The sequence below is a fragment of the Mesorhizobium sp. B2-4-17 genome (assembly GCF_006441275.1).
Lineage (GTDB): Bacteria > Pseudomonadota > Alphaproteobacteria > Rhizobiales > Rhizobiaceae > Mesorhizobium.
Window position 1 is genome coordinate 137,649 of sequence record NZ_VFUX01000011.1, and the last position, 15,858, is coordinate 153,506.

Below are 15,858 nucleotides of genomic sequence, written 5' to 3' on the forward strand. Positions count from 1 at the left end.
GTCGTGCACGCAAAATGGCTGCCTGCCATCGCGTATGAGGCGGGATAGTGCCAAGAGGCCGGTGCACGATACACAAAAAGGTACTGCCTGCCGAACAAGGTAGGCTCTCATCGGCCACCAACGCGGCACTTCAAATCCCGATCCCGCGCGCCTTCATCGCGGCGGTGATCTCGTCCAGGATGACAGGGTCGTCAATGGTCGCCGGCATCGTCCACTCCTCTTTGTCGGCGATCTTCTGCATGGTGCCGCGCAGGATCTTTCCCGACCGCGTCTTGGGCAGGCGCTTGATCATCACCACGGTCTTGAAAGCGGCGACCGGGCCGATGCGCTCGCGCACCAGCGCGACCACCTCCTGCTCGATGGCTTCCCCGTCGCGCGCGACACCGGCGTTCAACACCACGAAGCCGAGCGGCACCTGGCCTTTCATGGCATCGGCAATGCCGACGACAGCGCATTCGGCGACATCGGGATGGGCGGCCAGCACCTCTTCCATGGCGCCGGTCGATAGCCGGTGGCCGGCGACATTGATGATGTCGTCGGTGCGGGCCATCACATAGAGGTAGCCATCGTCGTCGATCATGCCGGCATCGGCCGTCTTGTAGAAGCCGGGGAACTCGTCGAGATAGGCTTGGCGGAAGCGGGCATCGGCGTTCCACAAGGTCGGCAGGCAGCCGGCCGGCAATGGCAGCTTGACCACGACATTGCCCAGCGTGCCGCGCGGCACTTCGTGGCCGGCGTCGTCGAGCACCCGGATGTCGTAGCCGGGCATCGGCACGCCGGGCGAGCCGTATTTCACCGGCAGCAGGCCGAGCCCCGCCGGGTTGATCGTCATCGGCGATCCGGTCTCCGTCTGCCACCAATGATCGACGACGGGCACGTTCAATTTCTGCTCCGCCCATTTGATGGTTTCGGGGTCGGCGCGCTCGCCGGCGAGGAACAGTGTGCGGAATTTCGACAGATCGTATTTGGGAACGAACTCGCCCTTGGGGTCCTGGCCCTTGATCGCCCGGAAGGCCGTCGGCGCGGTGAACAGCGCGACGGCGCCGTGTTCGGCAATGACCCGCCAGTAGGTGCCAGCGTCGGGCGTGCCGATCGGCTTGCCTTCGAACAGGATGCTGGTGCAGCCATGCAGCAGCGGTCCGTAGACGATGTAGGAATGGCCGACCACCCAGCCGACATCGGACGCCGCCCAGAACACCTCGCCCGGCTTGACGCCGAATTCGTTCTCCATCGTCCATTTCAGCGCGACCATGTGGCCGCCATTGTCGCGCACGATGCCCTTGGGCTGGCCGGTCGTGCCTGACGTGTAGATGATGTAGAGCGGATCGGTGGCGAGCACCGGCACGCAGTCGACATTGGCGCCGGCTGCCCGCTCGCGGGCAACGGCGTCGGCGTAGTCGATGTCGAAATGGTCCTTCAGATCGCAGCGCAACTGGTCGCGCTGCAGGATCAGGCAGGCGTCCGGCTTGTGGCGGGACATCTCGATCGCTCTGTCGAGCAGCGGCTTGTAGGCCACGACCCGGCCCGGCTCAAGGCCGCAGGAGGCGGAGATGATCAGCTTGGGCCTGGCGTCATCGATGCGGGTGGCAAGCTCATGCGAGGCAAAGCCGCCGAAGACGACCGAATGCACCGCGCCGATCCGGGCGCAGGCGAGCATGGCGATGGCCGCCTCCGCCACCATGGGCATGTAGATGATGACACGGTCGCCCTTGCCGATGCCGCGATTCTTCAGCACCGAGGTCAGTGCCACCACTTCGCGCTTGAGCTCGGCATAGGTGAATTTCTTCACCGTTCCAGTGATGGCGCTGTCATGGATCAGCGCGATCTGATCGGCGCGTCCGCCGGCGACATGGCGGTCGATGGCGTTGTAGCAGGTGTTGCAGGTCGCGCCGGTGAACCAGCGCCCGTAGACGCCGGCCGTGGCATCGAACACCTTGTCCCAGGGCGAGTACCAATCGATGGCGACGGCCGCGTCCGCCCAGAATTTTTCCGGGTCGCGTTTCCAGCCGTCATAGACCTCGTGATAGCGTGAAACCATCCACATCCTCCCAAGGATCGATTTGCCGTCTTTGTGATAGCCTATGCTGTTTTTTCCGGCGATGTCTTCCCCGATTTTCGTCCGAGATGGTCTCGTCCTGAGCGGAGACGCCCACCGTCGTGAAGTACGGCATTGAGGGGAGCGCATGCGCCACCGGTGGTCGCCTGCAAAAGGCAAACCGGCATGGACTATCTCCCCCGGCTGATAGACAGCGCCCCATCACCGCGCTATCTCATTTCGGGGTTTGCATGGCTTTTTGGGGTTGGTGATGGAAATTGTTTCTGGGACGGTTTTGCGGCTGGCGGACGACGCCTCGGTCCAGCATGTCGGCGATGGGGCCGTCGTGCTTCTGGCGCGCAGCGGCCAACTCTACACCTGCAACGGTACGACCGAAGCCTTTCTCGACAAGGTCGATGGCGCGCGCAGCCTTGACCAGATCGTCGGCCTGCTTTGCGAGGAGTTCGAGGTCGGCAAGGATACGCTCGACGAGGACATGGCCGCACTGGCCACCGATCTGGTCTCGGAAGGTATCCTCGCCGCCCCGGGCGCCTGATGAAGAGACACACCTGATGGCCGACGGTCCGCTCCTGCGTGCTTTGTTTCGCTGCCATCTCTGGGCAAGCGCGCGGCTGATGCCGGTCCTCATCGCCAACCGCAGTTTCGAGGAGGTGCTAAAATGGGCGCCGCTCGCCTCGCCGACACCCTATCGCGGCCTGCCGGCCGCCTACATCGTCGCCCGCGTCAACCGCACCGTGCGCCATCCCTGGCTGATGCGCGACCGCAGATGCCTGCGCGAGGGCCTGCTTGGCCATCGTTTCCTGCGCCTTGCCGGCTTCGATCCGGAGCTGCGTTTCGGCGTCGATCCGAAGTCGCTGAAGGCGCAGCACTTGTCGGCGCATTGCTGGGTCTGCCTCGATGGCAAACCGGTTGTCAGTGACAGCCTTCCCGGCATGGTCGAGATCTATCGCCACCATGCCGATGGCACAAGGGTGCGTCCCGCTTGACCAGACTTTTTGCATGCTACGGCCTCAACGGCCAGGTTCTCGGCATATCGGCCGACCGGCCCGAATTGGGGCGGGACTTCGACAGAATGCTCGCCAGCCTGCGCGTAGCAGATTCCGTCGAGCCGGATTTTCGCCTCGATATTGCCGAGACGGACGTTCTGGAGGAAGAGCCGGTCGGGTCGCTCGTCTTTGAAGGCGAGATACCGGAAGACGGCTATTGCCGGATGGTGGCCGATGGCTCGACGGTCCATCTCGTCTTTCCAGGACGCCAGACTGTGGCGATGAATGATGAGGAGGGCTGGGCGAAACTCCGGGTGCGCCCCGGCACGAAAGCGGCCTGGACACCGTCGATGCTGGTGCTGGACGCCGCGCTCGACGCTGGCGGCCAGCATATGCTGCACACCGCCGGCCTGACGCTGCCCGATCGTGACGCTGTCGTGCTGATCCACGCGCCGAGCGGCACGGGCAAGACCACCACGTCACTGGCGCTGGCCACGCAAGGCTTCGGCCTCTGCTCCGACGACGCCATGATCCTGAACGTCGCTTCGGTCAGGCCTGTGGCCTGGGGTTTGCCGCGCCACGTCAAGATCCACCAGAAGACCGCCGAAATGATCCCGCTTGTGTCGCCATGCCTTGGTCCGTCATGGGACCGCAACGGCGAAAAGGCCGTCTCGCTGGAGCGGTTGAGCGGGATCATACGAATCGAAAGTCCGGCCGCCAGGCCGGTGGCGGCCCTTTTCCACCTGGCGCGGTCCATCGACAGTGAAACGCGGCTCGTGCCCATGGCCCGGACCGACGCGATGGTGGTACTGGCGATGGACAATGTCCGCACCGGCATGACCGGCCTGTTGCCGTTGCAGAAGCGCCGGCTGGCGACGATCGGCAAGCTGGTCTCCTCGGTGCCGACCTTCACCCTGGAAGTCGGCGCACGCCCTGCCGACGCGGCGGCGCTGATCAACGCGACGCTGACCTCAACCGATTGACGGCCATTCAGCGGCGGAAGACTTCTTGTCTTGATGCAACGGAAGACGCTTCACACTTTTCCTGGAACCGCCCTGGCCTTAGCCAGCCGCTGGATCCAGCGAAAGGCGTCGCGGCGCAGGCGTGAGCCGATCTTTTCCCGGGAATTCACCCTGAGCAGCGTGTTGGTCGTGATCAGCCGCCCGGCCAGCCGTATCGAGAGGTCGGGCTTGATCCGCCCGGCGAGTTCAAGCGCGCGGGCTTCGCCGAACAATCGACCGGTGACGTCGAGCACGATCGCCAGTTCGAGTTCGATGCCGGTCGTGCGCGCCGCTTCCAGCAGGCGGGTTTCCGATTCGGGCGAGCCCAGCGCCCGCACACCTTGCAGCACGTCGACACAAAGCTGCAGCCGGTGGAATTTGTGGCCGCCGGCGGCATGCACGATGGCGATCGTCAAAAGGGCTGCCGGCGTGTCCTTCGCCCCGCCGTCGATGGTGCCCAATTCGCGGAAGCCCAGCGACAGGCGCCGCCGCATGCCGGTGTCGTGCACAAGGTCGCCATGCAGTTCGATCAGCAGGCTGGAATTCCCCTTTTCCAGCCATTTGAACTCCTGCAACTGGTAGGATTCGGCTTCGTCGCTGCCAAGCTCGAAGCCGCTGGCCGCGATCACCTGGTTTGCCCGCGCAAGGTTGCCGGGCTCGACGAGAATGTCGATGTCGGTGAACGGCCGGTCGGATATGTTGCGGTAGAGTTTTCGCGCGAAGACCGGCCCCTTGACGATCCGCGCCGGAATGCCTTCCGCCGCCAACCCCTTCATGATGCGGTCGCCATGGTACTGCAGCAGCATCGACTGGCCGGTGGCAATCGTTGCCTGATCACGCAGCCCCGACAGCTTCAGCTGCAAGGCAGGGTCATCAGGCAAATGGACGTCGCCACGTTCCCTGAGCTTGCGCAGCATGATCGGCAGAACGCCGTGGAATTCAGCATTGTCGAGCAGTGCCGACAGAGCTTTTGCCGACAGATTATCGTCGACCGCCGTGGACTCCGGATCGGCGAAGCGCAGCAACAGTTTTTCGTCGGCGGGTGTCAGGGGTGGCAGCATCAAGCCGGACAATATTGCAGATAATTGGGTTGTGCACGATGGTCGCAGAAATGCATGTCTGAGGCCAGTCTTACATGCCCCAGCGCAGCGCCGCCGTATGGACGGGCGCGTCCCACCAGCCTGTCATCTCATCATCGAGCATGGTCAGCGTGATCGAGCAGCCGGCCATGTCGAGCGAGGTGACATAGCTGCCGACCAACGAGCGGGTTATCGTGACGCCGTGGCTCTCGAATATCCGGCGCGCGCTGTTGTACATCAGATAGAGTTCCATCAGCGGCGTGCCGCCGAAGCCGTTGATAAACAGCAGCGCCGGACCTTTGCCCCTGTCGCCGAGATCGCCCAGAATAGCGGCGCAGATTTCCTCGGCGATCGCATCGGCGCTTTTCAACTTGTCGCGTCGCCGGCCGGGCTCGCCATGGATGCCGACGCCGAACTCCATCTCGCCATCGCCGATGTCGAAGGTCGGCTTGCCCGCAGCCGGCACCGTGCCACTGGTGAGCGCCACGCCCATCGAGCGGGTCGCGGCATTGACGCGCTCGCCCAGCGTCTTCAGCACCGGGAGGGCCAGGCCATGCTCGGCGGCCGCGCCGACGATCTTTTCCACCACCAGCGTGCCGGCGACGCCGCGCCGGCCGGTCGTGTAGGATGAATTCTCGACGGCCACGTCGTCATTGGTCACCACCTGCAGGACGCCTTCCGACATTTCGGCCGCCATGTCGAAGTTCATCACGTCGCCCTCATAATTCTTGACGATGAACAGGCAGCCGGCGCTGGTGTCGACGGCCTGCGCCGCCGCCAGCATCTGGTCCGGCGTCGGCGAGGTGAACACCTGGCCGGGGCAGGCAGCATCCAGCATGCCATGGCCGACAAAGCCGCCATGCAGCGGCTCGTGGCCCGAGCCACCTCCGGAGATCAGCGCCACCTTGCCTGGCCGCAAGCTCCGACGGCGGATGAATTTGTGCTCCTCGCCAAGCACCAGTATATCGGCATGGGCGGCCGCGAAACCGTCGAGGCTCTCGGTCAGCACCGTGTCCACCGCGTTCATAAATTTCTTCATGGCGTCCTCCCAAACAGCCCGGCAAGAAACGGTCAGCCGCCGCCCTTGCCGGCGATGCTGGTGATCTTCTGGATGAATTCGTTGATCGCCCGGTCGAGCGCCGCGTTCTGCTTGTCGTCGCCGAAATCGGGCACGACGAGCGACACATGCCGTGTCTTGCGCATGCCCGCCGCGATCGACATCTTTCCCGGATGTGCCTGATGGTAGGCGGCAAGGAACTGATCGCGCTCGGCTGGGCTGAAATGGCAGACGGAAAAGATCGAAGGCAGATGCTTTGAGGGGATGGGGACCGAATAGGCCGGGCTCGAAATCTGCGTGACGAAGCTGCGGTGCTTGCCAAGCGCGTCGGCAAGGCGCTGGCGCATGCCGGACGGGCGCTGGTCGATGACCTGCGACAGGATTGTCTTGTAGGCGCGGATCGCCTCTTCGGAACCGGGTTCGGGTGTGTTGTCGACCATGCCAGCCGCGCCTAGACCGAAATGTCCGATATGGCCGCCTTGGCCATGGCGAGTTGCGCCGGCGCGACGGAAAGGTCGCGCAGGCCGGCTTCCAGCAGCGATGGGATCGACGCCGGATCGCCACCGGCATCGCCGCACAGGCTGACGGGAATGCCGTTTTCCCGTCCGAAGGCCGTGACAGAGCCGATCAGCCGCAGGACGGCAGGATGACGAACGGAATTGAGATGCGCGACCGCTGCATTGTCGCGCGCCGCCGCCATAACATATTGGGTCAGGTCGTTGGAGCCGATCGAGAAGAAGGCGACGCCGGCAAAGGCCTCCGGCGCAATCGCCACCGACGGCACTTCGACCATGATGCCGAGCGGCGGTATCTGCTGCGTGACGCCGCGCGCGGCAAGCGCCGCCTGTTCTTCGGCGAACAAGGCAGCCGCGCGTTCATACTCCTCGGCCATGGCGATCATCGGAAACATGACCCTGAGATTGCCGTGCGGCGCGGCGCGCAGCAATGCCCTGATTTGAACACGGAATATGTCGAGCCGCGCCAGCGACAGCCTGATCCCGCGCAGGCCAAGGAACGGATTGCCTTCCTCGACGGTGAAGCCCGGCACCGGCTTGTCGCCGCCGGCATCGACGGTGCGGATCGTCACAGGTTTTTCCCCGGCCCATTCCAGCACCTTGCGGTAGGCGCGGTATTGCGTCGCCTCATCCGGCAAGGTCTTGCCGAACAGGAATTCGGTGCGCATCAGTCCGACACCGTCACAGGTCGCGATGTCGATGGCGTCGACATCGGATGGGCCGGCGATGTTGACCTGCACGCGCACCGCCGTCCCGTCCTTGGTTACCGCCGGCCGTGCCAGGAAGGTCCGTGCCTTGCCTTCGCGAATCGTGAAGGAAGAGGACAATTGCCGGAAGGAGGCGACCTCCGCCGGCGAGGGCGCCAGCACGATGCTGCCGTGCTCGGCGTCGAGCAGAGCGAGGCCTGCCAGATTGGCCTCCAATTGGCGCAGCCCAACCACCATCGGCACGCCGCGCGATCGCGCCAGCATGGCGACATGGCTGGCGGTGCTGCCCGCCTTCAGCGCGATGCCGCCGCCGTGCGTCCAGTCGGTTTCGAGAAAACGCGTCGGGGCGATGTCGTCGCCGAACAGGATGGCGCCCGAAGGCGCGGCGCGGCCTCCGTCCTCGGTCAGGGCACGCAGCACCTGGTCCCTGATATCGCGCAGGTCCGCGGCGCGGGCGCGGAAATAGCCCTGGTCGGAGGCTTCGTAGCTGGCGATCTCGCTATCGAGTGCCTGCCGCCAGGCCGTGTCGGCGGTCCGTCCGGAAACGATCGACGCGAAGGCCGGTTCGCTCAGCGCGTCGTCCTCCAGCATGGCGATGTGGAATTCGAGTATGCCGGCGGCATCGCTGTCTGCGGCTTCGATCATGGCGGCAAGCCGTTTCACCGCCTTATCGATCGCGGCTGTCAGCGACGCCTTCTCTTCCGCCGCAGTGGCTTTGCTTGCGTAGACGGCCGATGGCCGGTCGAGGTCGAACAGCGGCCCCTCGGCATAGCCGGCCGAGGCGGAAATGCCTTGGAGCCTAAGCGGTGCGGGCATGGTCCGCGCCTTCGTCGAAGTCGCGCCGCACCAGATCGACCAGCGCATCGACGGCATCGATGGCGCCATCACCCCTGGCCCTGATGTGCAGCAACGTGCCCTTCGGCGCCTTGGCCGCCATCACCTTGACGATGCTCTTGGCGTCGAACCACGGCCCGTTGGCGGCAAGCGCGATCTCGACATCGGCGGCAAAGGTCTTGGCCAGCTTGGTGAACTTCACCGAAGGGCGCGCATGCAGACCCACCGCATGGGTGATCAGGACGGTCGCTTCGGCGGCTGCGGACATATGTTCAACGTTCCTGTTCACTCACGACGGCGACAATTCATGCGCCGTCGCCACCACCTCTTTCAGCGAGGCGCCGCCGGATGCCTCGGTCGCGGCCATCACCGCCCCCTCGACGATCGGTGCGTTGCAGACGACGATCTTGTGCGCACGCGGCTCGCCGATCATCTCGACCGCCATTTCACTGTTGGTCTCGGCGCCGCCGAGATCGACGAGAATGGCGACGCCGGCTTCCGACCAGGCTTTGTCGATGGCGCCCATGATCGCCTCGACATTGGTGCCGAGCCCGCCATGGCCGTTTCCGCCGCACCATGCAAGCGGCACTTCGTCGCCCACCATCTGGCGTACCATGTCGGCCGTGCCCTCCGCGACCAGCGGCGAATGCGACACAATCACGATCCCGACATTGCTCATCAGGCAACCTCCCCGATGGTTTCCGCCACCGTACGCACCAGCAGCGCGGTCGAGCGCGCGCCGGCATCCATATGGCCGATCGAGCGGTCGCCGAGGAACGAGGCGCGGCCGCGCAACGCTTTCATAGGTACGGTCGCCTTGGCGGCGATGTCGGCGATGTCGGCTATTTCCGCCGCCGTCTTTTCCCTCGGCCAAGGCCTGATGCACCGGCTGCAGCACATCGAGCATGGTTTTCTGGCCAACTTGAGATTTGCCGCGCGCGGCCACTGCCTCGATCGCCTTGCCGAAGGCCACCGTCAAATTGGCGCGATCGGGGTCGGCCGAAATCTCCTTGCCGAGCGCCATGAACAATGTGCCGAAGAGCGGGCCGGAGGCCCCGCCCACTGTCATCACCAGCTTGGTGCCGATCGCCTTCAGCGCGTCGGCGCGGTGGGCGACATTTTGAGCGCATCGATGGGCGGCTCCAGCGGCGTGCTGGCCATCGGCCGCGCGCTGGTGCGCAAGCCGGCCATCTACCTCATGGACGAGCCGCTTTCGTCGCTCGACGCCAAGCTGCGGGCGGACCTGCGGCTCGAATTGAAGCGCATCCAGTCCGAACTCGGCGCCACCATGCTCTACGTCACCCACGACCAGATCGAGGCGATGACGATGGCCGACCGCATCGGCATCCTCGCCGACGGCGTGCTGGTGCAGATCGGTTCGCCAAGGACGATCTATTCGGAGCCGGCTAACCTGCATGTCGCGGCACGACTCGGCCAGCCGGCGATCAACCTTTTGCCCATGGGGCTGTTGCCCGACGGCGGCGCGCCGGCGGGCGCCAAGACGATCGGCGCACGCACCGAGCATCTGGCGATTGAAAAGGCCGTGAATGGCCATGCCGACGGCGTCGTCGACTGGGTCGAGCATCTCGGCGACCAGAACCATCTGCATGTGACGGTGGGGCCGAAGAAGCTGGTGACGCTGACCGATCCAGACACCGATCTGGCCCAAGGCGACAGGGTGGTGATCCGCTACCGCTCGCCGCTCTATTTCGGCGCGGATGGACAAAGGTTGATGTGAACGGTTTCGAGCGTCCCCGCCAAGGGTCGACGCCGGCTTCCGATGGACGATTGCGAATACGGGACGAATTCGATGAAGCACTTTTTCAACCGCAGGGAAACGATCGTCACCGAGGCGCTGGACGGCCTGTTGCGTACCATCGGCTCGGGCGACCTCGCACGCCTCGACGGCTACCCCGAGATCAAAGTCGTCCTGCGCGCCGGCTGGGACAAGACGAAGGTCAGCGTCATCTCCGGCGGCGGTGCCGGACACGAGCCATCGCACGCCGGCTTTGTCGGCAAGGGCATGCTGACGGCCGCGGTCTCGGGCGAGATCTTTGCCTCGCCGAGCGTTGAAGCGGTGCTGGCGGCCATCCGCGCAGTCACCGGCCCGGCCGGCTGCCTGCTGATCGTCAAGAACTATACCGGCGACCGTCTCAATTTCGGCCTGGCCGCCGAGAAGGCGCGCGCCGAAGGTTTTGCCGTCGAGATGGTGATCGTCGCCGACGATATCGCGCTGCCCGACATCGCCCAGCCGCGCGGCGTCGCCGGCACGCTGTTCGTGCACAAGATTTCGGGCCATCTGTCGGAGGCCGGCCATGATCTGGCTGCGATCGCGGCAGCGGCACGCGCGGCCGCGAAGGACATCGTCTCGCTCGGCATGTCGCTGTCGTCCTGCTCCATCCCCGGTCAACCGCATGAAGACAGGTTCGGCGAAAACGACGGCGAGCTCGGTCTCGGCATCCATGGCGAGCCGGGTGTCGAACGCATCGCGGTGCAGAGCGCCGACAGGCTGGTGGCAATCATGGCGGAGCCCCTCGCGGCGCGGCTCGACCCCAGTGCTCCCCATGCCTTGCTGATCAACAATCTCGGCTCGGTGCCGCCGCTTGAAATGTCGCTGATCGCCAATGCGGTGCTTGCCTCGCCGCTCGGTAAGTCCATCAAGCTGGCAATCGGCCCCGGCCCGCTGATGACGGCCCTCAACATGAACGGCTTCTCGCTGTCGCTGATACGGCTTGACGCGGCCCGCGAGGCCGCCCTGCTGGCGTCGGTAGGCCCGCACGCCTGGATGCCGGCAAAGCCGGTCGCCGCACCTGCTGTCGTGCCGATGGCGAAAGCATCCGGACAGAGTGCGACGCACCTGCCCAGCCAGGACGCCGGCACAAAGCGCCTGATCGTTGCGGTCTGCGAAAGGCTGATCTCGCTCGAAGCGACATTGAACGGGCTGGATGCCAAGGCGGGCGACGGCGACACCGGCTCGACCGTGGCGACCGGCGCGCACAGTGTGCTTGAGCGGCTTGATAGGCTGCCGCTCGCCAACCCCGCGGCGACGACGCGCTGCATTTCACCGCCCGACAATTTGGTCGAGCGGTTGGCGAGCTTGTGATGGATGCGCACCATCTTCGCCACCTCCTCGACCCGCCGGCGTATCTGGTCTTCCGGCATTTTCCGCGCCGGCGAGCGCAGCGGGAAGGCAAGATTGTCGAACACCGACAGATGCGGATAGAGCGAATATTGCTGGAAGACGAAAGCCGTGTCGCGCTCGGCCGGCGACAGCGTCGTGGCCTCGTGGCCGCCGATCTCGATCGTGCCGGCATCCGGCCGTTCCAGCCCCGCGATAAGCCGCAGCGTCGTCGTCTTGCCGGCTCCGGTCGGCCCGAGCAGCACGACGAATTCGCCCTCTGATATATGCAGGCCGAGACCGTTGACGGCGACATGCTCGCCGAAACTCTTGGTCACGTTCTTGACGCGCACATCAGCCATGCTGCGCTCTCCCTTGAGAGGCGGTGTCGTGGATCGCCGTCTTCACGGCGCGGCCGGAGCCCTTGTCGAACAGCGACAGCCGCGCGCTGTTCAGGGCCAGGCCGACATGATCGCCCGCATTCAGCCGGATTTCGGCCGGCACCCGCGCCTTGATGATGCCGTCCGCCGTCTCCACGGCGACGATCTGCGTGGTGCCGAGATATTCGGTGCCGTAGATGGCGCCGCGCAGCTTCGAGGCGTCGTCGAAGCGGATGTGCTCCGGCCGGATGCCAAGCGCCATGTCGGCCGGGGCGATATCCTCGCGCACCTCCGGTACCGCGACCTTTGCGCCTTGCACGACAATTTCCTTCGCGCCCTTGGCAAGCCCGCCGCCGAAGCCCAAGAAGTTCATCGGCGGGGAGCCGATGAAGTCGGCGACGAACATGGTCGCCGGCCGGTCGTAGATTTCGCGTGGGCTCCCGAACTGTTCGATGACGCCATGGTTCATCACAGCGATCTTGTCGGCCATCGACATCGCTTCCATCTGGTCGTGCGTGACATAGACCGTCGTGGCGTGGATGCGGTTGTGCAGTTCGCGCAGTTCATGCACCATCAGGTCGCGGAATTCGGTGTCGAGCGTGCCCAGCGGCTCGTCCATCAGGAAGCACTTTGGCCGCCGCACGATGGCGCGGCCGAGCGCCACGCGCTGGCGGTCGCCGCCGGCAAGACCCGAGACGGATTTGTTGAGCAGATGGTCGATGCGCAGCAGCTTCGCCGTCTCCTCGACCCTTGTGCGGATTTCGGCCGAGGGCATGCCTTGCGCCAAGAGCGGGAAGCCGATGTTCTTGCGCACATTCATGTGCGGATAGAGCGCGAACAGCTGGAAGACGAAGGCGATGTCGCGCTCGCGTGCCCTGAGCATGGTGACGTCCTCGCCGTCGAGCAGGATCTGGCCGCCGGTCGGCAGTTCCAGCCCTGCTATCATGCGCAGCGTCGTCGTCTTGCCGCAGCCGGACGGCCCGAGCATGACGAAGAACTCGCCATCCTCGACGACGAAGTCGGAATCCTGCACGGCGACGAAGTCGCCGAAAGCCTTCCTCAGGTGTTGGACGCGGATCTCGGCCATGATTATTCCGGGAATTTCGAGACGACGATGAACATCACGGTGCCAGCAAGCATGGTGATGAAGGAATAGGTGTAGAGCGACAGCGCGAAGGGCTGGAACAGCATCAGGAAGCCGATAGCGATGAGCGCCGTGGCGACGTTTTCCATCACGCCGCGCCTGGCCCAGCGCGGCCAGCGCGATTTGCGTTTTGCGGATTGGGTCATGCTCATTTGCGCACCGCGCCGAAGGTGATGCCGCGCAGCAATTGCTTGCGAAGCAGGATGGTGAAAACCAGAATCGGCACCAGGAAGATCGTCGTGCCCGCCGCAACCGCCGGCCAGTCCTGGCCGCCTTCGCCGATGATGGTCGGGATGAAGGGCGGCGCGGTCTGTGCCGTGCCGGAGGTGAGCAGCGCCGCGAACGCATACTCGTTCCAGGCGAAGATCAGGCAGAAGATCGCGGTGGCCGCAATGCCGGTGGTCGCCTGCGGCAGCACGGTGCGCCAGAAGGCCTGCAGCCGCGTATAGCCGTCGATCATCGCCGCTTCTTCATATTCGCGCGGGATCTCGTCGATGAAGCCTTTCAGCAGCCACACCGCCAGCGAGACGTTGACCGCCGTGTAGAGCAGGATCATGCCGAGCGCGGTGTCCGACAGGCCGAGCTCGCGATACATCAGGTAGATCGGGATGGCGACGGCGATCGGCGGCATGAAGCGCGTCGACAGGATGAAGAACAGGAGGTCGTCGGCAAGCGGCACCTTGAAGCGTGAGAAACCATAGGCCGACAGCGTGCCGAGAAAGACAGCACAGAAGGTCGACCCGAAGGCGATGACCAGCGAATTGACGAAGCGCGGCAGGAAATTCGACGGCCCGGCGATCACCATATTGCGCTTGCGCACCGTCTCGTCGCAGAAGCCGGTCGCCGGTCCGAGCGAGTTGATGTATTCGGGCGTCTGCCTTGTGCGCGTGGTGAACAGGTTGCAGTAGCCCTCGATGCTCGGCTGGAACACGATCTTGGGCGGATAGGCGATCGAGTCCGGCGGCGTCTTGAAGCTGGTGGCGAAGATCCACAAGAGCGGCACGATCGAGATCAGCGCGTAGGCGATGATGATCGCGCCTGCGATGCGCTTCGAACCTGCCGAGGGCGCGACGACCGAGTGGGCTGTGGTCAGGCTCATCTCTGCTTCACCTTGTTGAGCGCCTTGACGTAGATGTTGGCGAGGCCGAACACCGCGACGAACAGGATGATGGCGAAGGCCGAGGAATAACCCGTTCGCCAGCTCTCGAAGGCCTGCCGCTTCAGCGTGATCGAGGCGACCTCGGTGGTCGAGCCCGGGCCGCCGCCGGTGAGCAGGTTGACCATGTCGAACATCTTGAAGTTTTCGATGCCGCGAAACAGCACCGCCAGCATGATGAAGGGCAGCGCCATAGGCAGCGTGATCGACCAGAACTGGCGCCAGTTGGAGGCGCGGTCGACCTCGGCCGCCTCATAAATGTATTCGGGGATCGAACGCAGGCCCGCGAGACAGATCAGCATCACGTAGGGCGTCCACATCCAGGTGTCGACGATGATGATCGACCATGGCGCCAGCGACACATTGGAGAGCATCTGGATGCTTGTCGGTGGAATGCCGCTGACGAACGCGATGACATAGGAGAACAGGCCGATCTGCGGCTCATAGAGGAAGCGCCAGAAATTGCCCACCACCGCCGGAGACAGCATCATCGGCACAAGGATCAGCGTCGTCCAGAAGGCGTGGCCGCGGAACTTGCGGTCGATCAGCCAGGCCAGCGTGAAGCCGATCAGCGTCTGCAGCAGGATGGTCCAGAACACGAAATGCGCTGTCGTCTGCATCGCGATCCAGACGTCCCGGTCGCCGAGGATGCGCTGGTAGTTGGCAAAACCGAGATTCTTCACCACCTCGTTCGGCCGGTTGGCGCGGTAATTGGTGAACGAGAGATAGATCGCCCAGAACAGCGGGAAGATGTTGATGGCGAGCAGCAACAGGATCGTCGGCGAGATGAACAGCCAGGCGAGGCCCTTGTCGCTGATGCCCCGGACCTTGCGCGCCAACGGTTCCGGGGTCGCCCGGGCAACGGTCTCCGCGGTCCGATTGAGCATGGTCAGTCCTGCTTCGGTCACTTGGGCGTCTCTGTGATGGAATTTATCTGAACCGCGTCCCGTGCCAAGAGCGGCACGGGACCACGAGCATGATGCCGAAAAGTGTGAAGCGGTCTTCGAACGACATCATGCTCTCTCTTTAGGCCTGGAGGCGGATGATTTCTGGTCTATTCGACCTGAAATCATCCGGCCCTGGGCGTAGCTCGGGAGGAGCTTACATCTTGCCGTCGTCCTGGAAGATCTGCGTCCAGTCCTTGACCAGCCCGTCGAGTGCGTCCTTGGCCGAACCCTGGCCGGCGACGACGTAGTCGTGGAAGCGCTTCTGCGAGGCCTGCAGCAGCGGCGCGTAGCTTGGCTCGGCCCAGAAGTCCTTCACGATGGCCATCGAGTCGAGGAAGGTCTGCGCATAGGGCTGGCTAGACGGGAATTTCGGGTCCTTGACGACCGCGTTGAGGCAGGAATAGCCGCCGAGCGACCACCACTTGGCCTGCACGTCCTTGTTGGCGAACCACTTGATGTATTTCAGCGCCGATTCCTGCTTGTCGGAATAGGACACCACGGAAATGCCCTGGCCGCCGAGCTGGGCGAACTGTGCGCCGCCAGGACCCTTGGGATTGACGAAATAACCTATTTTGTCGCCGCCGACATTTTCGTCCTTCTGCAGGCCCGGCCAGGTGAAGGCGAAGTTCATGTGCATCGCTACCTGGCCGGATTTGAAGGCATCGACGCCTTCGCCCATGTAGCTGTTCGAGGCGCCCGGAGGTGTGCAGCAGTCGTAAAGCGCCTTGTAGAATTCCAGGCCCTTGATCGCGTCGGGCGAATTGACGAAGCCTTCCATGTCATAGGGCTTCTTCGGGTTCTCGTACTGGAAGCCGTAGCTGTAGAGCACGTCCATGGCGCCCATGGTGATGCCTTCAGAGCCGCGCTCAGTGTAGATC

At 64.3% G+C, this 15,858-nt stretch carries 15 protein-coding genes and 4 pseudogenes; 5 read left to right on the forward strand and 14 right to left on the reverse strand.

All coding sequences use genetic code 11. From position 1 onward, the window contains the following. Positions 1 to 130 precede the first annotated feature (130 nt). Positions 131 to 2,038 carry a propionyl-CoA synthetase gene (locus tag FJ548_RS11185; protein WP_140777897.1) on the reverse strand — a complete coding sequence of 636 codons (1,908 nt, stop codon included), beginning with the start codon at positions 2,036 to 2,038 and terminating at the stop codon, positions 131 to 133. A 268-nt stretch (positions 2,039 to 2,306) separates the two neighbouring features. On the opposite strand from FJ548_RS11185, the gene FJ548_RS11190 reads away from it, so the two are divergent. The 3 genes from FJ548_RS11190 to FJ548_RS11200 are packed head-to-tail and all read left to right on the forward strand — an operon-like array spanning position 2,307 to position 4,025. Then, entirely contained in the window at positions 2,307 to 2,591 is a 285-nt protein-coding gene (locus tag FJ548_RS11190; protein ID WP_140606827.1) for a PqqD family protein, read from the forward strand. A gap of 16 nt (positions 2,592 to 2,607) precedes the next feature. Further along, positions 2,608 to 3,042: a lasso peptide biosynthesis B2 protein gene (locus FJ548_RS11195; protein ID WP_140764796.1), complete on the forward strand. Its 435-nt coding sequence runs from the start codon at positions 2,608 to 2,610 to the stop codon at positions 3,040 to 3,042. Continuing rightward, positions 3,039 to 4,025 (forward strand): serine kinase, encoded by a 987-nt coding sequence (locus FJ548_RS11200; protein ID WP_140777898.1) that lies wholly within the window; start codon positions 3,039 to 3,041, stop codon positions 4,023 to 4,025. The genes FJ548_RS11195 and FJ548_RS11200 overlap by 4 nt, the downstream gene beginning before the upstream one ends. Before the next feature lie 50 nt (positions 4,026 to 4,075). Here FJ548_RS11200 and FJ548_RS11205 read toward each other — a convergent pair whose 3' ends face one another. The 7 genes and pseudogenes from FJ548_RS11205 to dhaL all read right to left on the reverse strand — a co-directional run. Further along, complete coding sequence (locus FJ548_RS11205) at positions 4,076 to 5,104, reverse strand: nucleotidyltransferase family protein (protein ID WP_181168770.1); 1,029 nt, start codon at positions 5,102 to 5,104, stop codon at positions 4,076 to 4,078. A gap of 70 nt (positions 5,105 to 5,174) precedes the next feature. Then, a complete protein-coding gene (gene dhaK / locus FJ548_RS11210; protein ID WP_140764787.1) occupies positions 5,175 to 6,161 on the reverse strand; it encodes a dihydroxyacetone kinase subunit DhaK in 987 nt (328 codons plus the stop codon). A 32-nt stretch (positions 6,162 to 6,193) separates the two neighbouring features. Further along, positions 6,194 to 6,619, reverse strand: a complete 426-nt coding sequence (locus FJ548_RS11215) for a hypothetical protein (protein WP_140764784.1) — start codon at positions 6,617 to 6,619, stop codon at positions 6,194 to 6,196. A gap of 11 nt (positions 6,620 to 6,630) precedes the next feature. After that, positions 6,631 to 8,217, reverse strand: a complete 1,587-nt coding sequence (gene ptsP, locus FJ548_RS11220) for a phosphoenolpyruvate--protein phosphotransferase (protein ID WP_140764781.1) — start codon at positions 8,215 to 8,217, stop codon at positions 6,631 to 6,633. Beyond that, positions 8,201 to 8,503 carry an HPr family phosphocarrier protein gene (locus FJ548_RS11225; RefSeq protein ID WP_140764778.1) on the reverse strand — a complete coding sequence of 101 codons (303 nt, stop codon included), beginning with the start codon at positions 8,501 to 8,503 and terminating at the stop codon, positions 8,201 to 8,203. The genes ptsP and FJ548_RS11225 overlap by 17 nt, the downstream gene beginning before the upstream one ends. Before the next feature lie 21 nt (positions 8,504 to 8,524). Continuing rightward, complete coding sequence (gene dhaM, locus FJ548_RS11230) at positions 8,525 to 8,914, reverse strand: dihydroxyacetone kinase phosphoryl donor subunit DhaM (RefSeq protein WP_140606835.1); 390 nt, start codon at positions 8,912 to 8,914, stop codon at positions 8,525 to 8,527. Next, positions 8,914 to 9,337: pseudogene (gene dhaL, locus FJ548_RS11235) on the reverse strand (dihydroxyacetone kinase subunit DhaL); the annotation flags it as partial. The gene dhaM and the pseudogene dhaL, both read right to left, overlap by 1 nt. A 51-nt stretch (positions 9,338 to 9,388) precedes the next feature. On the opposite strand from dhaL, the pseudogene FJ548_RS11240 reads away from it, so the two are divergent. After that, positions 9,389 to 9,973, forward strand: a pseudogene (locus FJ548_RS11240) (ABC transporter ATP-binding protein); the annotation flags it as partial. A 72-nt stretch (positions 9,974 to 10,045) separates the two neighbouring features. Next, positions 10,046 to 11,284, forward strand: a pseudogene (locus tag FJ548_RS11245) (dihydroxyacetone kinase subunit DhaK); the annotation flags it as partial. On the opposite strand, the pseudogene FJ548_RS11250 reads toward FJ548_RS11245, so the two are convergent. From FJ548_RS11250 to FJ548_RS11275, 6 genes and pseudogenes are all read right to left on the reverse strand, one after another. Further along, positions 11,284 to 11,715: pseudogene (locus FJ548_RS11250) on the reverse strand (ABC transporter ATP-binding protein); the annotation flags it as partial. The pseudogenes FJ548_RS11245 and FJ548_RS11250 overlap by 1 nt on opposite strands. Continuing rightward, positions 11,708 to 12,820, reverse strand: a complete 1,113-nt coding sequence (locus tag FJ548_RS11255) for an ABC transporter ATP-binding protein (protein WP_140777900.1) — start codon at positions 12,818 to 12,820, stop codon at positions 11,708 to 11,710. The pseudogene FJ548_RS11250 and the gene FJ548_RS11255, both read right to left, overlap by 8 nt. A gap of 2 nt (positions 12,821 to 12,822) precedes the next feature. Beyond that, positions 12,823 to 13,029 carry a hypothetical protein gene (locus tag FJ548_RS11260; protein ID WP_140606840.1) on the reverse strand — a complete coding sequence of 69 codons (207 nt, stop codon included), beginning with the start codon at positions 13,027 to 13,029 and terminating at the stop codon, positions 12,823 to 12,825. Beyond that, positions 13,026 to 13,976 (reverse strand): carbohydrate ABC transporter permease, encoded by a 951-nt coding sequence (locus tag FJ548_RS11265; RefSeq protein WP_140764763.1) that lies wholly within the window; start codon positions 13,974 to 13,976, stop codon positions 13,026 to 13,028. The genes FJ548_RS11260 and FJ548_RS11265 overlap by 4 nt, the downstream gene beginning before the upstream one ends. Next, positions 13,973 to 14,920, reverse strand: a complete 948-nt coding sequence (locus FJ548_RS11270; protein ID WP_140606842.1) for a sugar ABC transporter permease — start codon at positions 14,918 to 14,920, stop codon at positions 13,973 to 13,975. Before FJ548_RS11270 ends, FJ548_RS11265 begins: the two co-directional genes overlap by 4 nt. A 214-nt stretch (positions 14,921 to 15,134) precedes the next feature. Beyond that, a partial coding sequence (locus FJ548_RS11275) for an extracellular solute-binding protein (protein WP_140606843.1) occupies positions 15,135 to 15,858 on the reverse strand: 724 nt, incomplete at its 5' end.